General features: G+C 57.2%; 16 protein-coding genes. 10 read left to right on the forward strand and 6 right to left on the reverse strand.

What is annotated here, in order from left to right:
- Window positions 1-2 precede the first annotated feature (2 nt).
- The 6 genes from pta to BOA8489_RS10470 all read right to left on the reverse strand — a co-directional run bounded on the left by pta (window position 3) and on the right by BOA8489_RS10470 (window position 7658).
- Window positions 3-1016: a phosphate acetyltransferase gene (gene pta / locus BOA8489_RS10445; protein ID WP_093974027.1), complete on the reverse strand. Its 1014-nt coding sequence runs from the start codon at window positions 1014-1016 to the stop codon at window positions 3-5.
- A gap of 35 nt (window positions 1017-1051) precedes the next feature.
- Complete coding sequence (gene xsc / locus BOA8489_RS10450) at window positions 1052-2833, reverse strand: sulfoacetaldehyde acetyltransferase (RefSeq protein ID WP_093973958.1); 1782 nt, start codon at window positions 2831-2833, stop codon at window positions 1052-1054.
- Between the two features lie 103 nt (window positions 2834-2936).
- Complete coding sequence (gene pdxR / locus BOA8489_RS10455; protein ID WP_093973959.1) at window positions 2937-4403, reverse strand: MocR-like pyridoxine biosynthesis transcription factor PdxR; 1467 nt, start codon at window positions 4401-4403, stop codon at window positions 2937-2939.
- A gap of 48 nt (window positions 4404-4451) precedes the next feature.
- Window positions 4452-5717 (reverse strand): ABC transporter permease, encoded by a 1266-nt coding sequence (locus tag BOA8489_RS10460; RefSeq protein ID WP_093973960.1) that lies wholly within the window; start codon window positions 5715-5717, stop codon window positions 4452-4454.
- Window positions 5714-6520 (reverse strand): taurine ABC transporter ATP-binding protein, encoded by an 807-nt coding sequence (locus BOA8489_RS10465; protein ID WP_093973961.1) that lies wholly within the window; start codon window positions 6518-6520, stop codon window positions 5714-5716. The genes BOA8489_RS10460 and BOA8489_RS10465 overlap by 4 nt, the downstream gene beginning before the upstream one ends.
- 133 nt (window positions 6521-6653) lie before the next feature.
- Window positions 6654-7658: a taurine ABC transporter substrate-binding protein gene (locus BOA8489_RS10470; protein WP_093973962.1), complete on the reverse strand. Its 1005-nt coding sequence runs from the start codon at window positions 7656-7658 to the stop codon at window positions 6654-6656.
- 270 nt (window positions 7659-7928) lie between these two features.
- Here BOA8489_RS10470 and BOA8489_RS10475 point away from each other — a divergent pair, with 270 nt between their 5' ends.
- The 10 genes from BOA8489_RS10475 (at window position 7929) to BOA8489_RS10520 (ending at window position 22613) form a co-directional block, all read left to right on the forward strand.
- Window positions 7929-9314: an aminotransferase family protein gene (locus BOA8489_RS10475; RefSeq protein WP_093973963.1), complete on the forward strand. Its 1386-nt coding sequence runs from the start codon at window positions 7929-7931 to the stop codon at window positions 9312-9314.
- Between the two features lie 257 nt (window positions 9315-9571).
- Entirely contained in the window at window positions 9572-10459 is an 888-nt protein-coding gene (locus tag BOA8489_RS10480) for an SseB family protein (RefSeq protein ID WP_093973964.1), read from the forward strand.
- A gap of 151 nt (window positions 10460-10610) precedes the next feature.
- Window positions 10611-11927 carry a nucleotide sugar dehydrogenase gene (locus BOA8489_RS10485; protein ID WP_093973965.1) on the forward strand — a complete coding sequence of 439 codons (1317 nt, stop codon included), beginning with the start codon at window positions 10611-10613 and terminating at the stop codon, window positions 11925-11927.
- Window positions 11928-11935: 8 nt separating this feature from the next.
- Window positions 11936-13414 (forward strand): glycosyltransferase, encoded by a 1479-nt coding sequence (locus BOA8489_RS10490; protein ID WP_093973966.1) that lies wholly within the window; start codon window positions 11936-11938, stop codon window positions 13412-13414.
- Window positions 13415-14500, forward strand: a complete 1086-nt coding sequence (locus tag BOA8489_RS10495; RefSeq protein WP_093973967.1) for a hypothetical protein — start codon at window positions 13415-13417, stop codon at window positions 14498-14500.
- Between the two features lies 1 nt (window position 14501).
- Window positions 14502-15920, forward strand: a complete 1419-nt coding sequence (locus BOA8489_RS10500) for a mannose-1-phosphate guanylyltransferase (RefSeq protein WP_093973968.1) — start codon at window positions 14502-14504, stop codon at window positions 15918-15920.
- Window positions 15913-17436 (forward strand): right-handed parallel beta-helix repeat-containing protein, encoded by a 1524-nt coding sequence (locus BOA8489_RS10505; RefSeq protein ID WP_093973969.1) that lies wholly within the window; start codon window positions 15913-15915, stop codon window positions 17434-17436. The genes BOA8489_RS10500 and BOA8489_RS10505 overlap by 8 nt, the downstream gene beginning before the upstream one ends.
- A gap of 100 nt (window positions 17437-17536) precedes the next feature.
- On the forward strand, window positions 17537-18844 hold the full coding sequence (locus tag BOA8489_RS10510; RefSeq protein ID WP_176440268.1) for an alginate O-acetyltransferase AlgX-related protein: 1308 nt from the start codon (window positions 17537-17539) through the stop codon (window positions 18842-18844).
- Window positions 18841-21576 (forward strand): tetratricopeptide repeat protein, encoded by a 2736-nt coding sequence (locus tag BOA8489_RS10515; RefSeq protein WP_141138271.1) that lies wholly within the window; start codon window positions 18841-18843, stop codon window positions 21574-21576. The genes BOA8489_RS10510 and BOA8489_RS10515 overlap by 4 nt, the downstream gene beginning before the upstream one ends.
- On the forward strand, window positions 21573-22613 hold the full coding sequence (locus BOA8489_RS10520; protein ID WP_093973972.1) for an alginate lyase family protein: 1041 nt from the start codon (window positions 21573-21575) through the stop codon (window positions 22611-22613). The genes BOA8489_RS10515 and BOA8489_RS10520 overlap by 4 nt, the downstream gene beginning before the upstream one ends.
- Window positions 22614-22656 lie beyond the last annotated feature (43 nt).

A 22656-nucleotide genomic window follows, 5' to 3' on the forward strand; every position in this document is an offset into this window, starting at 1 on the left:
TATCAATCGATAACGGGCTGCTGCGCGGCCTGAAGTGCGCTCACGGCGATCATATTGACAACATCGTCCGCTGAGCATCCACGCGACAGATCATTCGCGGGTTTCGCAAGTCCTTGCAGAACCGGTCCGATCGCGGTGCAGCCGCCGATGCGCTGCGCGATTTTGTAGCCGATGTTTCCGGCGTCGAGGTCAGGAAAAATCATGACATTGGCATGGCCTGCGACGTCAGACCCCGGCGATTTCGACGCCCCGATCGAGGGGACAAATGCTGCGTCGAACTGCAATTCTCCGTCGCTGTCGATGTCGGGACGGTCTTCACGAAAGATACGCGCCGCTCGTGCGACCTTGGTCACGCTTTGGTGCAAAGCGCTGCCCTTTGTCGAAAACGAAAGAAAGGCGACCTTTGGCGTCTTGTTCAGCAGGGCTATGAAGGACTCTGCAGACTGACCTGCAATCGCGGCAAGTTCGTCCGCGTCTGGTTCTATCACAAGGCCGCAGTCTGAAAAGATCATCGCATCGCGGCCTGAGGGGTGATCTTCCGGAAGCACCATGAGGAAGAAACTGGACACAAGTTTCGCGTCCGGTGCTTTGCCGATGACTTGAAGGGCAGCGCGCACCGTGTCGGATGTTGTCGCAATGGCGCCCCCAATTGTTCCGTCCGCCAAGGCGAGGCGCACCATCATCGCGGAGAAGATCAGCGGATCACAGGCTCTCGCCGCGGCCTCTTTGAGCGTTATGCCCTTATGCTTTCGAAGGTCGAAATATGCCTCAGCGAGTTTTGTCGTTAGTGCGGAAGACTGAGGGTCTTCGATGGTGAGGGTTTCACCAAGCTGCCCGCCCTGAGCACTAATTTCGGCCCTTACAGTCTCAGTCGGTCCAACCAGTACGATGGACGCTATTCCGGCTTTTGTTGCGCGAAGTGCGGCGGCCACGATCCGTGGATCGTGGCCTTCGCTTAGGACAATGCGCGCGGGGTGGGCCGCGGCTCGGGTCTGCAGGGTGTCCAGCACCTTCATGCGGCGCACATCCTTTTTTTCGAAGTCAGGAGAGCTCAAGATCCACTCTGATCGACCATATCCGATGCGCTGATCCCTGCAACGGCAACCGGTTTTTTCATGGCATCGCGACGGAAAGGATCACCAAGCTCCTGATTGATCATGGCTTCGATCAATGTGGTCTTGCCATTTTCCATTTGGTCCTTGATCGCCTGGTTCAGTGCGGCGGTCAATTCGTCCATTGTCCGCACGACTACACCCTCGAGCCCGCAGGCCTTGGCGATACCCGCATAGCTAACCTCTTCGTCCAGCTCGGTGCCAACGAAGTTGTCTTCAAACCAAAGGGTCGAGTTCCGCTTTTCAGCGCCCCACTGATAGTTGCGGAAGACAATCTGAGTGATCGCTGGCCAATCGCCGCGACCAATGGCCGTCAACTCGTTCACAGCGATACCGAAAGCGCCATCGCCTGCAAAGCCGACGACGGGCACATCGGGTTGACCGATTTTCGCGCCAACAATTGCCGGAAGTCCATATCCGCAAGGACCGAACAGGCCAGGAGCCAGATATTTTCGGCCTGCATCGAAGTCAGGATACGCATTGCCGATGGCACAGTTGTTGCCGATGTCCGAAGAGATGATTGCATTGCGGGGCAGGGCGGACTGGATCGCCCGCCATGCCATGCGTGGGCTCATCCAGTCAGGCTTGGCTTCGCGTGCGCGTACGTTCCAGTTCGTTCCCGGATCGTCTTGCTCGTGGTCCATCGACGACAGTTGCTGAGCCCAGCGGGATTTCGTTTCGGCAATCTTCGCTTTGCGTTCGGCGCGACCAAAGTCGCCTGCGCCGTCTGCAAGTCCGTTCAGGATTCCCTTCGCTACGCGCGCGGCATCTCCGACGATGCCCACAGTGACTTTCTTGGTGAGGCCGATCCGATTTGGATTGATGTCGACCTGAATGATTTTGGCATCTGCCGGCCAGTATTCGATGCCGTATCCAGGCAGCGTTGAGAACGGGTTCAGGCGAGTACCAAGTGCAAGGATGACGTCAGCTTCCTTGATCAACTCCATTCCGGCTTTCGAGCCATTATAGCCGAGTGGACCTGCAAAGAGAGGATGTGAACCGGGGAACGCATCATTGTGCTGGTAACCAACGCAAACCGGAGCGTCGAGCACCTCTGCCAGAAGACGAGACGCCTCAATGCCTCCGTTGGACAGAACAACACCGGCTCCGTTAAGAATGACCGGGTTTTTGGCGGTCGACAGAAGTGCCGCGGCTTCCGCAACCGAGTTTTCACCGCCGGAAGAGACTTCGAATTCGATGGGGTCGGCGATTTCCGTGTCAATAACTTGTGTCCAGAAATCACGCGGGATGTTGATTTGAGCGGGTCCCGAGAGCCGTTTCGCTTGTGCGATTACGCGTGTCAGTACTTCGACGACACGCGACGGATCGCGAACTTCTTCCTGATAGGCGACCATGTCTTCGAACAGTTTCATCTGCTCGACTTCCTGAAAGCCGCCCTGGCCAATTGTCTTGTTCGCGGCTTGGGGCGTTACCAGCAAGAGCGGTGTGTGGTTCCAGTAGGCGGTCTTCACGGCGGTGACAAAATTTGTGATGCCGGGGCCGTTTTGAGCGATCATCATGGAAATTTTGCCGGTCGCACGCGTGTAGCCGTCCGACATCATGCCGGCCGAGCCTTCGTGGGCGCAATCCCAGAACTTGATGCCGGCTTTGGGAAACAGGTCCGAAATAGGCATCATGGCCGAACCAATGATACCGAATGCGTGGCCAATACCGTGACGTTGCAGGACCTTAACAAAGGCCTCCTCAGTGGTCATTTTCATAAACTGTCTCCCTAGGTGGAATATCTTTCCGGGTTCGGAAAGCCTCGCCGTGATATTTAGGTTCAGGGACGTGGTTTCAGTAGGGCCAGACCATAGGCCTCTTTCAGTCCAGATTGGCAATCTCTTCGGCGATTAATTCAATACCTCGGGGAATCTTTGCGGTGGCGATGGACGAATAGGCCAGCCGGTACATGTTGCTTGGGCCCTGTCCCGGAGGATAAAAACTGCGGCCAGGCTCAAGAACAACGCCTTTGGTACGTAAAGCAAGAGCGAGGTCCTCGGTATCGACCCCTTCCGGCGCTTTCATCCAAAAGCAAGACCCACCCGAAACGGCAGGGACCGCATAGGTCAGGCCGCAGTCTTCGATCGCCGCTTCCATTGCCTGACGCCGCCTTTGATAGGCTTTACGCATACGATTGATCTGCGCGTTGTAGTGCCCAAGTGACAAGAAATTCGCAGCGTTCCGTTGGATGTGCCAAGGCGGGTGGCGCATGATTGTGGAGCGCAATGCGCGCGCCTGTTCGATTAGCGCCGTCGGCGCGACCATGAATCCTAGGCGAAGGCCAGGAAAAAGCGATTTCGAAAACGAGCCGATGTACACCACACAACCCGCCTCATCGAGGGATTTCAGCGTCGGCGACGGCGAACGCTTGAAGGCAAGTTCAAACTCGTAGTCATCCTCGACGATGACAAACCCTTTTTCGCCCGCCAACCGGAGCAGTTCCTTTCTCCGCTCCAGAGGCATGCTGGCGTTTGTCGGGCTGTGATGACTGGGGGTCGTGAACACGACATCTATTTGCTCTGGAAGCTTGTCGGGCGGCAAGCCGTCCTCATCGACGTCGACTTCCACGGTGCGACAGCGGGTTTCACCAAGGATTTCTCGAAAGCCGCGATAACCGGGGTTTTCGATCACAGCTATACGGCGTTGCGTCAGCAACAACTGGGCCGTCAGCCAAAGCGCGTTTTGTGCGCCCATTGTGACCAGAATGTTCTCGGGACGCGCCCGGATGCCCCGACGCGTGGTGATGTTGCGCTGAATGTACTCGATGAGCTTGGGGTCATCGCGTTCATATTGATCAAGTGTAAGGGCGGCGAAATCTCTTTGGCCAAGAGCTTGAAGCGCGCAAAGGCGCCAGTTTTGGTGATCAAAAAGCGACTGGTCGGACTGGCCATAGATAAAGGGGTAGGGGTAACTCTGCCAATTATCCGGGCGGGTGATCGAACTGGCCGGCGGTGGGCGATGGTTCAAAATGCGCGACCAGTCGAACGTGCTGTCGGAATCCTCGCTCGGCAGTTCGAAGTTGGGCGAGGAGGGCGCGGTATCCGAAACAAAGTACCCTGAGCGACCGCGCGCCACCAGGTAGTCGTCAGCGACAAGGTCCGTATACGCGATCGTTACCGTTATGCGACTGATGTTCAGGTGTTTCGCCAGCATCCGGCTGGATGGCATGCGCTCGCCAGGACGATAACGCCCGGACAAAATGCCTTCGACCACAGCGCGCTTTATCCTGTGCTGGAGCGTGCTGTCCTGATCGGGATCCAGGTAAAAAGTATCGAGATGAACGGCCATATCTGGACCGATACTGTATGAGAATCGATCCAGATACTAGGTCCAGATTTAGGATTTACCTTTCCAGGGCACCAGGTAATCCTCGGCTTTGCGCATGAGAATGTCGATGCCGTAGCCGATGATCCCGATCAGGATGATACCCATGATCACGATGTCGGTAAGCTGGAATTTCGAAGCCACCATGATCATCATACCCGCACCCTTTTCGGCTGCGACGAGTTCTGCCGCCACGACGGTGCCCCAACAGACACCCATCGCGACACGGGCGCCCGTAAAGATCTCGGGTAGCGAGTTCGGCATGATGACATATCTCATGATCTGCCATTTTGACGCGCCGAGTGAATAGGCGGCGTGAACTTTGGTGATGTTCACACCCGACACGCCTGCGCGCGCTGCGATTGTCATGATCCAGAGAGCGGCAAGAAACAACAGGATGATCTTGCCGACCTCACCGATACCAGCCCAGATAATTACAAGCGGAATCAGAGCCAACGGTGGAACCGGGCGCATGAACTCGACGATCGGGTCGAACCAGCCACGGAACCAGTTTGACAGCCCCATGGCATAACCAAGCGGGATGCCGACCAGCGCGCCAAAGAAAAAGCCTGCAATAACCCGGAAGAGCGACCAACCAAGGTGCTGCAGAAGCGTTGAGTTCTGGTAGCCTTCCTGACTGATCTCGACGATCCGTCCCCAAACGGCTTCCGGAGCAGGAAGCCAGATTGGTTCCATTTGCCAGCCTTGCGCCGGTTTGTAGTTCAATGTCCCTTTCGGAGTCATCGCGACTTCGCCGCTGGATACCGAAACCGCTCCGCCGGGCGCGATAGGTTGACCGTCTACCGCAACGATTGTGGCACCTTCATCGCGGCCGATTTCATCGTTGCTATCAACGCGGATCAGCTTTGAGCGCCATGCCCCAACCGTGTCACTGTCATTCTTGGCAAAACCATCGCCCGGTTCTATTGCGATGGCATCGACGTCCTCGCCGACAGTGAAGACTCGGAAGGACACCGTTGCGTCGTCGCGTCGCCCGTCCGCGGTTTCGATCGTGTAGGTAAAGGAAGTATCGCCGACGAAAGGTCCGGGCGCATGGATCGGTGTGAGCTTCGATCCGGTAAATGCGCCCCAGATCAGGAAAATGGCGACAATCGAGATGATCGAAGCAGCCCGATTGGGTGTAACTGCGCTTTCATCGCCGAACGTCACGGTCTTCAGGGACGTGAAGTCATGCCGTGCTTCCATGCGGGAGGTGATGAACTTCACTGCGAAAAAAGCGCCGATAAAAATTGCGATATAGATCAGAAGGATAATCATGCTGCGTCCTCCGAACGGCCCATGATTTCTTCTTCCATGTCCCAGATCATGTTCAGAATCTCTTCGCGCGTTTCGTTGTACTCAGCGTGATGCTTCACTTCGCGCAAGTCAGCGCCGACACCCATTTCCGCGAAGGGAAGCCTATATTCCTTGTGGATCCGGCCAGGGCGCGGGGCCATGACCAAAAGGCGCTCACCCAGCAACAAGGCTTCCTCGACCGAGTGCGTGATCAAGATGATCGTCTTGCCGGTTTCTTTCCAAAGGTCGAGGACCAGCGACTGCATCTTTTCGCGGGTCAGTGCATCAAGTGCACCAAGGGGTTCATCCATCAAGATGACGTCTGGCTCATTGGCCAGGCAGCGCGCGAGGGCGACGCGTTGCTGCATCCCGCCAGACAACTCATAGATGGCCTTGTCCTTGAAGTCGGCCAGTCCGACCACTTCAAGAAGGTGATCCACTTTAGGCGCGTATTCGGACTTGGCGACGTTGTTCATCTTTGGGCCGAAAGAGACGTTCTCGCGAACGTCCATCCATTCGAACAATGCGCCTTTCTGGAATACCATTCCACGTTCCTGCGCGGGGCCGGTTACGACATGATCGTTAAGTTGCACGGTTCCCGACGTCGGCGCCAGAAATCCGGCAACGATGTTCAAAAGCGTGGTCTTGCCGCAGCCTGAAGGGCCGAGAACACTCATCAATTCACCGCTTTTGATGTTCAGGGAGACATCCTGCAGTGCTTGGACGTGACTGCCATTCGGCAGATCGAAACGCATCGAGATTTTGTCGAGCACAAGATTGGACATGGTCGGCTCCCGGATTGTCTTTGTTTTCAGTTCGCCGGGCTTTTCGAAGTCGCCTCCGGCAGCACAGCTCAACTGTGCACAAGAAAAGGGCCCGGCGCGAGTTAAACCTGCGCCGAGCCCGTATTTTCAGCGATTACATCGCGCTTGCAGCTTCAAGTGCCGAGGTATTTACCGTCGGCGCATAGGTTTCAAGCGCACCGTCGATGGAACCAGCGTTTACGAAGACGTCTGCAACGCCTTTCATGAAGGTCTGCGCCGTGCCACCGAGCCATGCACTGCCCAACTGCTCATCGATTGATGGGAACGCGAAGGTCGCCAGTGTCTGGGCTGTCGCTTCTTCATCCATACCAGCATCTTTCGCGATCACCGGGATCATCGCTTCAGCCGCTGCGCCGCCTGCATTCCAAACAGTGTTGGCATCCGCCGTCACTTTAAGGAATTTCGCAAGAAGTTCGCCTTCTTCGGCGATGAAGTTTGCAGGTGCGGTTGTCGCGTCGAACACGAGAATACCAAGCGCTTCTTTCTCAGCGCCGGTCAGCAGGATGTTTCCGCTTTCCTTCATACGACGAAGGGCACCGCCCCAACCGCAAGCCATATCGATGGAACCCTGTGCAAGTGCCGCCGCACCTTCAGCTGGGGCCATATCGACGATCTCGAGCGACGCAAGATCTACGCCGAAGTGTGCCATTTGGCTCAGGAAGCCGTAGTGCGCCGCGGTTCCGAGAGGAACGGCGACTTTCTTGCCGGCAAGTTCGCCCGCGCTGTTCTTGTCGATCTCAAGATCGGTGCGCACAACGCAGTTGTCGTTCTCGGAATAAGAAACGGCTACGTCGACAATCTGGATGTCCTGACCTGCCGATGTGGCAACCACGAAAGGCGGTACGCCTTGGCTGACCGAGATTTGCACGTCGCCGGACGCCATGGCTGCCGACATTGCGGTCCCGGTGTCAAAGCTGACCCAGTTGATCTTGACGCCCATCGCTTCTTCGTATGCGCCTGTCACTTTGGCGTACTGGAATGGCATGGGCCATTCGAGAAAGTAGGCAACTGTGATCTCGTCGGCAGCTTTCGCTGCGTTCAAGGAGGCCATCAGTGCCATTACGGCTGCCGTGCAGCCGAGTGTGATTTTCGATTTCATCGTTTTTTCCCTGTGGTTTCCGGGTTTTTGTTGTGGACCCGCTTTAATTCACGGCTGAGACTATAGACGGAATGGAAAAGAAGCCCATAGGTCCAGTGCCGCAGCCATCTTTAAGGCCAATTGAAATTGAAGAGAACCAAACGGGGCACAAAATTTGCTATCCACTGGCTCTATGGCTGATGTAATACTGGCCCTAACTTGCGAAATGGGAATGAAGCAAAACTAGTCGTCAAGCCGCCTAAGGCAGCGATTTTTAGCGAGGAGACTGCTGTGAATACGCAAATAACAAAAAACGACCTCACACACATTGTTGAAGCTGATCGTGCTCATCTTTGGCATCACCTTTTGCAGCATAAATCGCTGGAAAGCACGGACCCTCGGATCATTGTCGAGGGTAAGGGAATGCGGGTCTGGGATCAGCATGGAAAAGAGCACCTTGACGGTGTTTCGGGTGGCGTGTGGACCGTCAACGTCGGCTATGGTCGCGAACGGATTGCCAACGCGGTGCGCGATCAACTTGTGAAAATGAACTACTTCGCGCAATCGGCGGGGTCTATTCCGGGATCGATATTCGCAGAAAAACTGATCTCCAAGATGCCCGGTATGAGCCGGGTTTACTATGTGAACTCGGGGTCTGAAGCCAATGAGAAGGTGTTCAAGCTTGTTCGCCAGATTTCGCACAAACTTCACGACGGCAAGAAGTACAAGATCCTCTATCGTGATCGCGACTACCATGGCTCGACCTTGGCGACGATGTCGGCAGGCGGCCAGAACGAGCGCAATGCGCAGTACGGGCCCTTCGCACCCGGCTTCGTGAAAGTGCCGCATTGTCTGGAGTATCGTGGGCAGTTTGGCGACGTGACCGACTACGGTGTGCGTGCAGCAAACGCGATCGAAGAGGTGATCCTTCGGGAAGGCCCGGACACGGTCGGAGCGCTTTGTCTTGAGCCTGTGACCGCTGGCGGGGGTGTCATTACACCTCCGGAAGGATACTGGGAGCGGGTTCAGGAGATTTGCGCGAAATACGACATTCTGCTTCATATCGATGAGGTCGTCTGCGGTGTCGGTCGCACGGGCAAATGGTTTGGGTATCAGCAATACGGCGTGAAGCCTGATTTCGTAACGATGGCGAAGGGCGTCGCGTCCGGATACGCGGCGATTGCCTGTATGGTTACGACCGAGCGTGTCTTTGACATGTTCAAGGCGGCTCCGGATGATCCAATGGACTATTTTCGCGACATCTCGACCTTCGGGGGCTGTACGGCGGGCCCTGCGGCGGCGATCGAGAATATGGCGATCATCGAGGAAGAAGGGCTCTTGGAAAATACCACCGTCATGGGCGAGCGCGTGCTGGAAAACCTGAATGCGCTTGCCGAGAAACACGCGGTGATCGGACAAGTGCGAGGCAAGGGACTTTTCGCCGGTGCTGAGCTGGTGGCTGACCGGGCCACAAAAGAACCGGCGGATGAGAAACTGGTTCAACGCGTTGTCGCTGATTGCATGCAGCAAGGCGTCATTATCGGCGCGACGAACCGGTCGCTCACTGGATTTAACAATACGCTGTGCCTCAGTCCGGCTTTGATTGCGACCGCCGACGACATCGATGCGATCACCGCTGCGATTGACGGAGCATTGGGCCGCGTCTTCGGTCAATGACAAGGCGTGAAAACTGACACTGTAGGGCCGGACCTGTTGGTCTGGCCCTTTTTTTATTCCGCCATCAAATCGTCTGTTTCCTAGCGGTATGGTCAAATTGCACTAAAGCGATGTAAACGTTCGGCCAACCGTGACGGAAATCTTGAAAGCGGGTTTCGTTTTCTCATATCTGAAGCGCGAAAAGGCGAGAGGATCAGGTGTGGCTGAAGTGGCGCCCAGTGTCACAAAAGGCGATCAGATAGGAAAGTGCGGGTAAGGTGACAGAGTCGGATCAGGGAAACGGCGCCAGCAAGAGCGACGTTGGCGTGTTTCGGTCGCACCGTTCGAGCCGCGTTATAGTGACGGCCGAAGAAGAACCCGGTTTGACTGCGACGGACGCGCCGCGCACGCCGGCCGAAGTGTCCGAGAAATATGCGACTATTCTTGGAAGTACCTATGCGGCGACCTTCGATGGTGGCGAGGCAGAGCTTTGGCAGTTTTATGAAACGCTAGCCGAGGCTCGCATTTTTGTTTTGCTGGATGATACGGCCAAGGGCGAGACTTATGAGCCGAAAGTATTTACCTTGAAGGATGCGCAATATCTGCTGGCTTTTGACGTGCCGGAGCAGGCCGACGAATTGACGGGGTCGACGGCGTCTACGTCTCCCACGCTTGGAATGGATTTGTTCAAGTTGCTGCGGGGCCGCGATATTGGCCTTGGGATTAATATGGGCGGCACAAGCTCGGCCACGCTGATCTCGGGTGAAACGATCGAGATGATTTGCGCGTACTACGACGGGGAGGCTGGCGAGCCGTTGGTTGCAGATGCGGACACGAGCCAGTTTCGTGCGTTGCTTGCGCCTCAGAATTTCCCGGATACATTGCAGAATGCATTGAGCGACATGCTTTTTCGGCTTCAGCAAACCTTTAACAAAGCCGTTTTGCTGAAGGCTGAATACGAGGAAGGCAAAAGCGGGTTCATCGTCGCCGTTTCTGGCGCTGCCGATCCTGATCGCGGCGCGATTGCTGCCGCTGTGGAGGACGCTCTGAAAGCTTCCAGACGCAATGATGTCCAGTTGGATGTCGCCTTTCTTGGCCTTGATGACCCGATGGCAAGCCGGATCGAGCGTGTCGGGCAGGTTCTGACAGCCAAACGAAGATCATAGCGGCAAAATAGGCGCGGGAAGGGCAGACATTCCGCGTCCGTTGCCGTGATTGTTCCCGTTTCGGACGCGATCTATCACGATTTGAACAAACAATTTTCACGTTTGACCGCGATACCGGCCCGGTAACGTTTCGTTAACTGGGAATTTTGGCATGAAAATAAGCGTTTTCGGGATCGGCTATGTAGGTGTTGTATCGGCCGCCTGTTTGGCGAAGGACGGTCATGAGGTCATTGCGGTCGATGTCGACCCGGGCAAGATCGACGCGATCAACGCTGGACATTCTCCAATTGTCGAAGAAGGGATCGATGACTTGGTCCGTGACGTCGTCGCGGCTGGCAAGCTGACGGCGACGAGCGACACCCAGTTCGCGATCGACAATACAGATGCCTCGTTCATTTGCGTGGGAACGCCGTCGGCACCGGATGGATCGGTTGGCCTGTCCTATGTCGTTGATGTTTGCCGCAATATCGGCACGGCAATGGCGTCGAAAGAAGGCTATCATTCGGTTATCGTTCGCTCGACGATCGTGCCAGGCAGCACGGAAAGCGCATGTATTCCGGTCTTGGAGGAAACCTCGGGCAAGAAAGTCGGAACCGGATTTGGTCTGGGGTATTATCCTGAATTCCTGCGCGAAAGCACGGCAATCGCGGACTATTATGATCCGGGCCTTGTGGTCTTTGGGTCAATGGATGACGGCACGCGCGCGTTCTTGTCGGAATTGAACAAGGACATGCCTTGCGACATCCACAAAGTGGATATTCGCACCGCCGAGTTGTTGAAATACACCTCCAACTGCTGGCGGGCCGTCAAAGTGACCTTTGCCAACGAGATCGGCAATATCGCGAAGGCTTCCGGTATTGATGGTCAAACCGTCATGGAAATCCTGTGTTCGGACAAGAAGGCAGCGATGTCGCCGTATTTCATGCGTCCCGGGTTTGCGTTTGGCGGCTCTTGCCTGCCGAAAGACGTGCGCGCGCTTGGATTTCTTGCGCGCAGTACGGGCACTCAGGCGCATTTGTTGAATGCAGTTCTTGAGGCCAACGAGGCCCAGATTGCGCGCGCTGAGGCGATGATCGACGAGTCCGGTGCCAAATCGGTTGGCTTTGTCGGTATCAGCTTCAAACCCGGCACGGACGATCTGCGTGAAAGCCCGCTGGTGGCTTTGGCCGCGCGCTTGATCGGCAAGGGCGTCAAGGTCGAGATCTATGACCCCTTCGTGAAAGAGGCCTTTGACGCGGGCACACCCGGTGCCGGTCGCGGCAACGAGGGTATTCCCGACCTTGAAACACGCCTGATCGGCGACATTGATGATCTGATCGAAAGCGCCGGCACGGTCCTGGTTGGCAACTACTATGCGGAAACAGTGGAAAAGCTGAAAAACGCCACGCCAAAGCGGAAAGTAGTCGATCTGACGCGGGTACATCGTGATATGGTGAGTGACGGGTCGTATTCCGGTATCTGCTGGTAATTCAGGCCGTGCAGAGAACGCTTACCCACCTTGCCTATTTCTCAGTGATTGCCCTTTTGGGGCTCACTGTGCCGGCTGCCTTTCTGGGTGATCCGAGCGCTGCGCATCATGCGATCATAGTCGTCGGCACACTTGGGGCATGGCGGTATTCCTGGGCGTTGATCAACTTCACTCGCGCGATCCTCTTCAGGAAGATCTTCTATCCACGCTGGAAGGCAAAGGCCTTCAGGGACTATGCCGCGAGCGGCGCGCGCAGCCATGCGTATTTCATGGTGACGTCCTACATGGTGGATCAGGATACGACTTTGATGGTCTATCGCCACTTGTTTCGCGCGGCGGCACGTGCGCCCGCAGGCGCGACGATCGTGTCCTCGGTCGTGGATGGCGCAGACGAGAGGTTGATCCGCGAGATTTTCAACTCCATGCAGATCGATATGTCGTCGGTGACGCTGAAGCTGGATCGGATCAAGTCGAACGGCAAGCGAGATGCGATGGAGCGCGCTCTGACGATTCTGGCGAGTTATGCACCGACGCCACACGACATTATGATCTTCGTTGATGGCGATACGGTCGTGCCACTGGACGTTGTCGAGCAGGCTGCACCGTGGTTTCACGATCAGCGCGTGGGGGCACTGACGACGCATGAAGAGGCGATTATCGAGGACGAGAACCTGTTCAAGGACTGGTTCGATCTTCGGTTTCATCAGCGCCAGGTAATGATGTGCTCAATGGGGCTGTCGAAGCATGTTCTGACGCTGACCGGGCGCATGTCGATTTTCCGTGCGAACCTTGCGACGGATCCTGGGTTGGTGAACGGGGTTGGGCGCGATTATCTGGATCACTGGCGCCTGGGACGGGTGAATTTCCTGACCGGAGACGACAAATCCACGTGGTTCTGGCTGCTGAAGAACCGGTACCAGATGGTTTATCTGCCGGACATGGTATCGCGGTCCGTGGAAACGCAGCCGCGTGATGGCTTTTTCGACAGCGCCAAGACACTGATGGTGCGTTGGTTCGGCAATATGATGCGCACCAACGGGCGCGCCATTCGGCTAGGGCCGAAACCCATGGGTTTTTTCACCTGGTGGTCAATCCTCGACCAGCGGGTGAGCATGTTCACGACGCTTGTGGGGCCAATCTCGGTTCTGGTGACGGCACTTTTGGTCTCGCCCGCGGTTATTCCGCTTTATATCGGCTGGGTTCTGGCGACGCGTTATGTGTTTTGCGCCTTCATAGCGCTGTTTAACGGTGTGTCCTTCCCGGTCACGCAGCCGCCAATTCTCTATTTCAGCCAGATCGTTGGGGCCGCGATCAAGACTTTTGTACTGTTCCGCCTCGATAAGCAGAAATGGACCCGGCAACACGCGAGCGGCGGTGCAGTTGCGGTGGCGCTGTTCGATCGCGTGAAAGCCTATGAATCCACGGCGCATCATGCGCTCACAATATGCTGGCTGACGCTGGCTGTTTTATATTTGAGTACCCTGTAAATGAGCACTGAAGTCACACGACGCGTGGAAACCAAAACGCTGAACCTTGGGGAAGACAATGCTGTCGTGCCATACGAGTTCGGCTTCGAAAGCGAGCACCCGGCACTGACTTTGCCGTACAATCTTTATGTCTGTGGGCAGAATTTCACCGGCGCAAAGATCTCGATCACGACGATCCGCGTGAAATCACGTGACGATGTGTTTTTGCTGAAGGGCAAATGCCATTCGGTGAAATTGCAGTTCGAGTTTCAGAACTTCTCACTGGCGATCTACCCTGATGTGATAGTGGTCGGCGAGTATAAGGACGAGTTGATCCTGCAGTTTGCCAATCCCACCGGCGAGCATCTGGCACAGCTTCGCTTTGTGCTGAACAGTTTCATTGCAGGGGATTTCGTGACCCTGGGGTCTGTAATGGCCTATTCGGGGCCGACGAAGCCGAAGGAAGATAAAGCCCCGGTTGAACAGAACTGGAAGGACCGCGCTCGCAGTATCGCGGTGGTGGTGATGTCGGCGGGGTTGATCGTCTTGGCGGCTGCGGGGCTTTATTCGCGGTTTACGACGGCGATCGAAATGCACCCGGTGCTGATTGATCAGGCGGGGCAGACGATGCGCGCGTCGACAGCGGGGCAGGTGGCTTATCTGAACCCGGACGCCGCAAAGGGCGATATCCTTTTCTCGGTTAATTCCAATAGTGGCGATGTTTTGAATTTCCAGATGCCATGCGACTGCAAAGTTGTTGTGAATCAAGGTCTTGGTGAAGGCACAACCGTTCTGCCAACGGACGTAATTCTGACAATCTTGGTTAATAGCCTCGAGGTGAACATTCAGGCTTTGATGAGTGTTGAAGGGTTGGCGCGGGCAATGAAGGGCGATGCTGTGTTTCTGGATATGGCGGATGGACGGTCAATTCCGGTCAATGTGGTCGCGGGTCAGACGTCGAATAATGCCGCGCTGAGTGGTGAGTTGTTTGTGCCGGTGCAGTTGACGGCGGCCGAGGGGGCGCTTGGACCGGACGACATCGGGAAGTTCGCACAACTCAGGTTGACGAAACAGCCGTTTTGGTCGTTCGGCGGAGAGGAAGGCTGATATGAAGAAGATACATCCTCTGATCTTGTGTGGAGGGAGCGGCACGCGGCTTTGGCCGATCTCGCGTACGCGCAGTCCCAAGCAGTTCCAGAAGATCGGCGGAAAGGATTCCGTGTCTTTCCTTCAGGCGGCTATTCAGCGTCATAGTGGTGAGGCATTTCACGACCCCTGCATCGTGACCAGCTTGCGCCACCGCGGCACGGTGGTCAGCCAGTTGCGTGAAATTCAGTCTGGAAGCCGGATCATTTGCGAACCGATGGCACGCAATACCGGCCCCGCCGTGTTGGCGTCTGCGCATATGCTGATCGCCAGTGACCCCAATGCGCTTATCCTTGTTGTGCCGGCGGATCATGTGATCGAAGGTGATATCAATTCGACGATCACGCGCTATGCCGATGCGGCTCTTGATGGGCAGATCATCACATTCGGTATCGCTCCGCGCGGGCCCGAGAGCGGGTTCGGCTACATCACCAAAGGCGAAGAAGTTGCGGGACACGCGGGACTGCACAAGGTCGCTCAGTTCATTGAAAAACCTCCGAAAGCGGAAGCGCAGCGGATAATCGACAAACTGGATGCCGCCTGGGCGTCCGGGATTTCGTTGTTTTCGGCGAAAACTATCATCGAGGAATACGAGAAGTACGACCCCGAGACGGCAGCCACGGTCAAGCGCTCGGTAATGGGGGCGGCAATCTTCCCGGAGGCCTTCTATTTGGACGCCGACGCATTCAGCGATGCCAAGGCTGATCCGACCGAGATGGCTGTTTTTGAACGATCCGACCGGATTGCGACGACATCTCTCGATGTGGTGTGGAACGATGTCGGAAGTTGGGCGGCGATGTTTGAAATCTCAAAGCCGGACGCCGACGGTAATGTGTTTCAGGGCGATGTGGTTGCCGTTGGTTCGACCAATACAATGGTGCGCTCGGAAGGGCGTTTGGTAAGCATTGTAGGGCTTGAAGACATCATAGTTGTGGATACGCCGGATGCGCTGCTTGTGACCCGTCGCAACAGCTCGCAAAAGGTGAAGGACGTTGTCGAGGCTTTGAAGCAAAAGGCGCGTCCCGAGGCCGAGTACTATGCGTCTGCTGCGCCCAAGATGGTGTCGTTCACAATGCCGGCCGGTCTTGAGCGTATTCATGAGACCGAAACCTTCAATCTCGGAACGTCGCAGCTGCCGCTTGGCGCCTTCATTGACATGGAGCCTGGCCACGGGCGCCAGGTGATTGTCGTGAAGGGCACGGTCCAGGCACAGGGACCATCCTGGCAGAAAATCGTCCGCGAGGGCGGACGGATTTATGCCGATCCGGATGGCTCGATCCGCATTACCAATTGCGGTGACGGCGAGGGTGAATTGCTGTTCATGACGTTTGACACCGAAGTGGACTCTCCGAAGTCATTGCCAGCTACGAGCCATGCCTGATTTCCTCAAATCTCTTCGGATATTTGTTCTCCGAGTCGCAATTGCGGGCGTTGGGCTTGGTGTGCTTGCCGGCGCGTCCAATGCCGCGCCCGACTGGGGCATCATGGAGATGCGTTCGGATCTGAAGTCATTGACGGACAGGTTGAACGAAAGTGGTCTTGAACGCGGTGAAAGCGTGCGAGTCCTGACGCGTGGTCTCGATTGGCCGGGGCCAAGAAAGCCGGAGCGCGCTTTGGCGCGGTTTTTTGAGCCCGCCGAGGACGCGGAACTTGGGTGGAGCGATATTCGCTATTCGCTTGCCGCTCTGAACCAAGCCTATGGTGCGAAGGACAGTTTTGACATCCTGCAGGCCAACAGACGGGGCGAAAACCTTTCGCTGACGGTAAATTCCGGCGTCGCGACGATTGCGCAGTTGCGGGCACGGCTGACACACCGCCATCTTGGGCTTGATTTTGGGACGCAAGACGAGGTCTTGCGCACGCCGATCATTGTACAGCCCGGCGCTACTTTGCGTCTTGGCCCCGGTGACGTGTTGAAACTGAGCCGTCGGGACGGTGCCTTTATCCTGAATTTTGGTCGTTTGGAGATCTTTGGTTCCAACGTTTCCGCGACCGAGGACGTGAGCCCGTTCAACGAAGAATTTGTGCCCTTCATCGCGTCGGTGGGAACAGGAACGGTGCAGGTTTCGGGGGCTGTTTTCAGCGGCCTTGGATTTGGTAAGACCGCGAAGTTTTCGGGGTTTTCGATGATTTCTCATCCGACGATGCGGCCAAATGCGCGCTCGGTCATCGAAAACAGCCGGTTCGAAGGGTTGGTCACGCTTGCGATTGTCGGTCAGATGCACGTTGAGTTGCGTGACAACCGGCTCTTCGACATGCGGCGCAATCCGCTGTTGATTTCACGGTCGCCTGATGCGCTGGTCGCAGGCAACCTCTTTGCTGGACCGTCGCCAACCAACGCGATCCGCGTATCGAATGGCTCGGACGGGGTGCGCATCGTTGACAACATCATTCTGGAAGGTTCTCGCGCCGGGATGCTGATTTCGTCCGGCAGCGACCGCGTGTCCGTGCGTGGCAATCTGATCTGGAAACGGAATGGTGGTGGTGTGAAGCTTCAGGACGTCGAATGTGGGCGTGTGGTCGAAAACATCATTCTGGATGACCGGCAAAAGGGCGTCGAGGTGCGCAGCAGCATGCATACTTTGGTTTCTGGCAACCGGATTGTCGGAAACAAGGGTGCGGGTGTGATGGTGGCGGCTCAGATGCCGACGAACGTGACATATGTGACGGATAACCTTTTGCGCGAGAACGGCGCTGGGCTTTACACGGCGTCGGGGGCAGGATTGGCCCTGCGAGGGAACGATATGTCCAACCAGTTGCCGCGGCTGCTGGATGGCGACATCACGCAGCAGTTTCGCGCGATCGTCACTGATTTGCGAGGTGAAGTGCCGATTGTACTGGATGGTGGCGGGGTGAGTGCCATGGTGCGCACGTCACCGAGTGAGTGCGACCCGTAAAGGACAATGAGACGACAGGAGCGGCCCGAGCTGCTGCGCATTAATTGGGGCGAGACGGATAACGATGGCAAAAACGCCACAAGACACAGGCAGAACGGCGATGAAATCGGCCAGAACCAGAAAACTGGGCAATCTGAGTGCGCTTGCGCTGGTTTTAGCTGTCGCACTGGGCGGTTTTCTCGGGTTGGCAAGCGACGCTGGAGCGCAGTCGCGGTTCGGTTGCAGCGCGCTTGATGCAGCGCATGTTCCAAGCATCGATGGTTTGGACGGCTACTTCTTTCGGATTTCCCCGGATTTGGCGAACCACAACTCGATGACGGACGAAGTGGTTGCCGAAGTTGCGGCAATATCGGCCGCCATGTCGGCACGTGGGACAGAGCTGATTTTTGTACCTCTTGCAACCAAAGCGCAGGTTTTGCCCGCAAAACTGGGGCCTGAGGCCGAGAAATACGTCTATGACGCTGATTTGGCGGCCACGATCTATGATGCACAAAGAGTGCGATTGTCTGCCGCCGGTGTGGCGGTGGTAGACGCGCGGCGCGCGTTTTTGGCGTCTGACGATGCGCACCGCGCGTTTTTCAAAACGGATCCGCGGCTGACCAATGACGGCCTGCGCATTTTGGCGAAAGCTATTGCGGATCTAAGGCTGGATTGGCCTTTGGCGGGCGGAAAGGGCTATGTGACCACACGCGGGGAGCCTGTGGTGCTTGACTCGATCGCGCATGATGTCTTGCAGTTGTCGTGCCTTTCCGAGCTGCCGAGTGTCGAAACGGCTGATTACAAGACGGTTGCACAAAGCGCGGACGATGCACTCGACGCCCCTCCGCGCGTTGTCTTTGCCGGTCCCTCTGAAATTGTCGATGCGTCGCTGAATTTCGACGGGTTTCTGTCCGAGGTTTCAGGCGAACGCGTGGATCTGTGGCTTGCGAAGTCGTCTTTTTCGGCTCTCACCGCCTATTTGACCTCGGAAAAGTATCGGCAATCGCCTCCTGAGGTGCTGATTTGGGCGGTTCCGGTGTGGGAAAATCTTGCGCTGGGAGGAGATCAGCCCTTCAGAGAGGCTGTGGCGGCCATAGAGGACGTTTGCGTGTCTGACCTGGATGCGGAGGTGGCGGGGCCTGACAGGCTGCGTGTGGCGCTGGGAGAGGCCACTTTTAACGATGCACAAACCCTGATGATTGAAAATGCGGGCGCGGCGGGTGGCCATGCGGTGTTCAATTTCGTCGGGATGGACGGTCAGATGCGCTCGCGCACGGTGGTGCGACCGGCCGACGTCGCGCGTTCGGGGCGGTTCTACATGCCTTTGACCGGCCTTTGGGATGCCGGTGTGTCGCATGTCGATATCGAAACGCCGCTAACCGAGAGCGCTTTGCCTGTCGTGGCATTGTGCCGGGGGGCTGCGGGATGATGCGCCAAGGTCTTGCGAAACTGAGCGGTGCTTTGTGCCTCATTGCGCTTGCACAGCCGATCCATGCCGAGCGGTTGTCGCTGTCGTTTCTGCCGCCGGATTTGCCGCCCAGCAATGTCTGCGACGCGGAACCGGAAGTGCGCGAAGACGACGAGCTGCAGGATGCGGATATCGAGGTTGTTCCGCCCGGCGATGTTGTGCTGGAAGACGAAGAACGCGTGCGTTTCATCATTCGCGATATCGAGACCCTGAGCGCGGAGAACGCCGCCGAGTGGAGCGGGTATATCGAAGCTCTGATTGACTGGCGCGCCGAGATCGATCCGGGGTTCACGGACATTGACGCGTCCTTCGCACGTGCGGAATTGCTGATAAAGGCGGGGCGTCGCGATCTTTTGAAAGCGCGCGGGACAATCGCGGCACTTGCGGAGCAATCGGGAGAGCTGAGTAATACGCAGAAGGTTACGCTTGCGCGTTACCTGCGCGCGGGTTTGGGCATTGAGAAAAAACCGGCCTTGGCGGATGCGTTGCTGGTAGAGGCCGGTTTTGAGGGAAGCTCGGGAGCGTTGCTGGCGCTTTTACGGCGTGCGATGGTCGGCGATCCGGTCGAGGGGTGGGACCTTGGTCTGGAAGAGACAGCGACGTTGGCGTTTGGAGGCGTTGTCGGCCAGATGAACCGTGGCCTTTGCGGGCGGGCCGAAAGAATGGCGCGCGAGTATCTGAACGGCGATATCCTGGAGCCGAACGAGGAGCTTGCCTATGCCTGGCGCGTATTCGCAGCCGACATGGGGGGCGCACGGGCGGCGTGGCGTGTCGTCGAGCATCACCTCAACGGGACGGCGCCGCGCAGCGATGACGCGACCCTGTTGCATTATCTGACTCTTGCGGTGGCGGGGGGCGTCGAGGTGTCCCCTTCTGACGCAGCGTCCCTGCTGGATAGCGGAGCGACGACCAAGGCCGAGTTGCGCAAGGTGCTTGCGCGCTCAACTGAGGTCGGAAGCGGCGGCAGCCGCCACTCGGCTGCGCGGTACCTGGAACTTCAGGTCAACCCGATCGTTGACGGTTTTGCGGCAGAAAGCGATCTCAGCCGTTATCTCGAAGAAGCAATCGCGATTCCGGGAGCGCCGGGGTCATTTCACAGGCGACTGGCGCAGGAAGTCCTCGTGCGGCAGGGCCAGTGGGCGGGTGAGGCCAGGGCGCGCGCTTTGCTGGAGGAGGCCGTGCAGCGTGGCGACGTGGAGGCCAAGATGCATTTGGCGGACCTGCAAAGCCGGTATCGCGACGATCCCCGCGCATTGGGTGAGGCCGAGCAGTTGTTGCTGGATGCCGTGACGCGAGATGCGCATGCGCCGGCAATGCGCGCTTTGGATCATTTTTACCGGTGCAGGTTGCCGGACGCGCCGCACCTGTCAGAGGCGGAGTTCTGGTCAAGCCAGTACCGTGCAAGTGGGGCCGCCGCGGTTTCGGTTTCTCCCAGCGATGTTGCCAAGATGCACGCGCGACTTGAGCCGGATGCGGTCGCGAAACTGCAAAGCTTTGCGCTCCGCGATCATGCGGCATCAAAAGCGAACTTGCTGCAAATACTGCAGTCCGATCCTTTGGCCTCGGTTGAGGTTCTACGCTATTGGGCCGGACGGGTTGCCAGCAGTGACAGTGCATTGGAGGAATTCGTCGATCAGGAATTCGAACTTGCGTCGACCGTGGGCGAGCGCGAGCGGGCGGTGTCATTGTTCCGTCGGGCCTATATGGATGTCGGTCAGTCGATCTCGCTTGATCTGGCCGTGACACTTGTTGAGCACGCCGGGCGAGATCCTGAAACGGCAAAGGAAGTGCGTGGTCTGCTGGAGCGGTCTGCGCGCCGAGGGGAAGGTGCTGCGATCCGTCTGCTGCAACGCCTGACCGACGCTGATCCGCAAGTGATTTATGAAACCTATGCGACTGTGATTGAGCGCCGTGGGGACTTCCTTGGGCTGATGTTTGCCGCGCCTCATGTGTCGGACGACGTTTTTGCCGACTACATGGACCGCGCCGTGTCGGTCATGAACTGCGGCACCAAGGATGTTTCGGAATTGGCGGATGCCTATGCTGCACGGGGGATGACCGATGAGGCTGGGAGATGGCTGCAGGTTGGTCTGGCGCTGGAGGGCGGAAACGTCCTTTCAAAGCTTGGACTAACGGACCGTCAGGGTGAGCTGTTCGATACCGGACTGCCGCAGTTTGTTGTCTCGGGCGACGATGCGTTTTCGCAGTTGCGCGCGGAGTATCTGGGGGTTTCCGATCCATTGAATTCCGCATTCGATGCATCCGCCGCTGCCGGGCAATTAGTTCAGCACCTGCAGGGAGCCGAACCCGAAGTGCGGCGCTGGGCCCTGACGCAAGTGGCGGTCGCGGATGTTCGCGTGCGACGCGCCGTTTCAGCGTCGATCGATCTGGTGGAAGTCTTTGAAAAAGCCGCAGAAGAAGGCGACGTGAGAGCGCAGTACGAACTGGGCATGTATCTCCGCCACGAAGCGGAAGCGCCGCAAGATTTGACGACTTCGGCGGATTGGCTATTGAAAGCCGCAGAGGCGGGGCGTGCGGATGCGATGGCGGAATATGGCTTTGCGCTTGGGTTCGGGCTTGGGATCCAACGGGATGTGAAGCTGGCGTTGATCTGGCTGCAAAAGGCGCAAGGCCTAGGGAACCAGCGGGCGCGTGAATTGGCGCGAATGCTGCGGGCCCTGGATGTGGAATGATGGTAGGGTCGAGACTTAAGGAGCTGCAATTAAGCGTATTTTCGGCGGCGATGATCTTCTCGGGAAGTAACGCTGTCTGGGCGAGTGGCGAGGAGATTTGTGATGCGGCACCGCCAGCGGTGGTTTCGCTCAACTATCAGAGCCGTTATGCGGACTCCGATGACGCGCGGGCTGAGATAGACCCTGAACGCGAGGCGGAAGTTCTATCTGCTTTGAAGCCCTTGGACGCCTTTGTTGATGCTTTGGCTTTTGCAACAAGCGGGCTTTACGAGGGGTCGGCGAAGGCGCGGGAAGCGCGGGCGGCCTGTCTGGTAGATCAACTGGGGGCATGGGCTGCGGCAGATGCCCTTTCGGACTTGTCGACGGTGACGGCAAAACTGACGATCGGGTCGCGGTATTCCGCGTTCTCGATGGTCTTGTGGCAGACGTTGCCCTATGCGCCGGATCATCCCGAACGTGCTAACATTCTGAAATGGTTGGAAAAGCGGCTGGACGAACAGGTGCTGTTCTGGGCGGATGCGCCGAGTGGCGCGCGCGAGGGGAATTTGCGGGCCTGGGCGGCGCTGGCGGCGGCCTCTTTGGCGGAGCAAACCAACCGGCGCGACTTGCGGGACTGGGCGGAAGCGTCGATTCGCGAGGTAATGTGCACGGCGGAAGCTGATGGAAGTTTGCCGCAAGAGATGTCACGGGGGCGATTTGCCTTGCATTATCAGTTACATGCAATCGCTCCTTTGGTCACTTCCGCAGTGTTTCTGGAGCGACAGGGAGTGCGGGCGACCGAAATATGTAACGCAGCGTTGCACCGGATTGTGCATTTCGCGATGTCGGATCTGGCGGATGGGTCCAAGACGGCTGCAAAGACTGGCGAGGCGCAAAGCCTTTTCGATGGAACCGACCATCTGACGTCGTTTCAACTGGCGTGGATTGAGCAGTATTTGCTGTTGAAACGCACCGAAACGCTGGAGGCGACGGCCGAGGCGCTGCGGCCGTTGATCTATACGAAACTGGGTGGCAACCAGACCGATATCTGGAAGTAGTCTGATCGGTTGGCGCTTTGCGGGTGTGGTGTCGAACACCGCA

It is taken from the genome of Boseongicola aestuarii, from assembly GCF_900184815.1.
GTDB lineage: Bacteria > Pseudomonadota > Alphaproteobacteria > Rhodobacterales > Rhodobacteraceae > Boseongicola > Boseongicola aestuarii.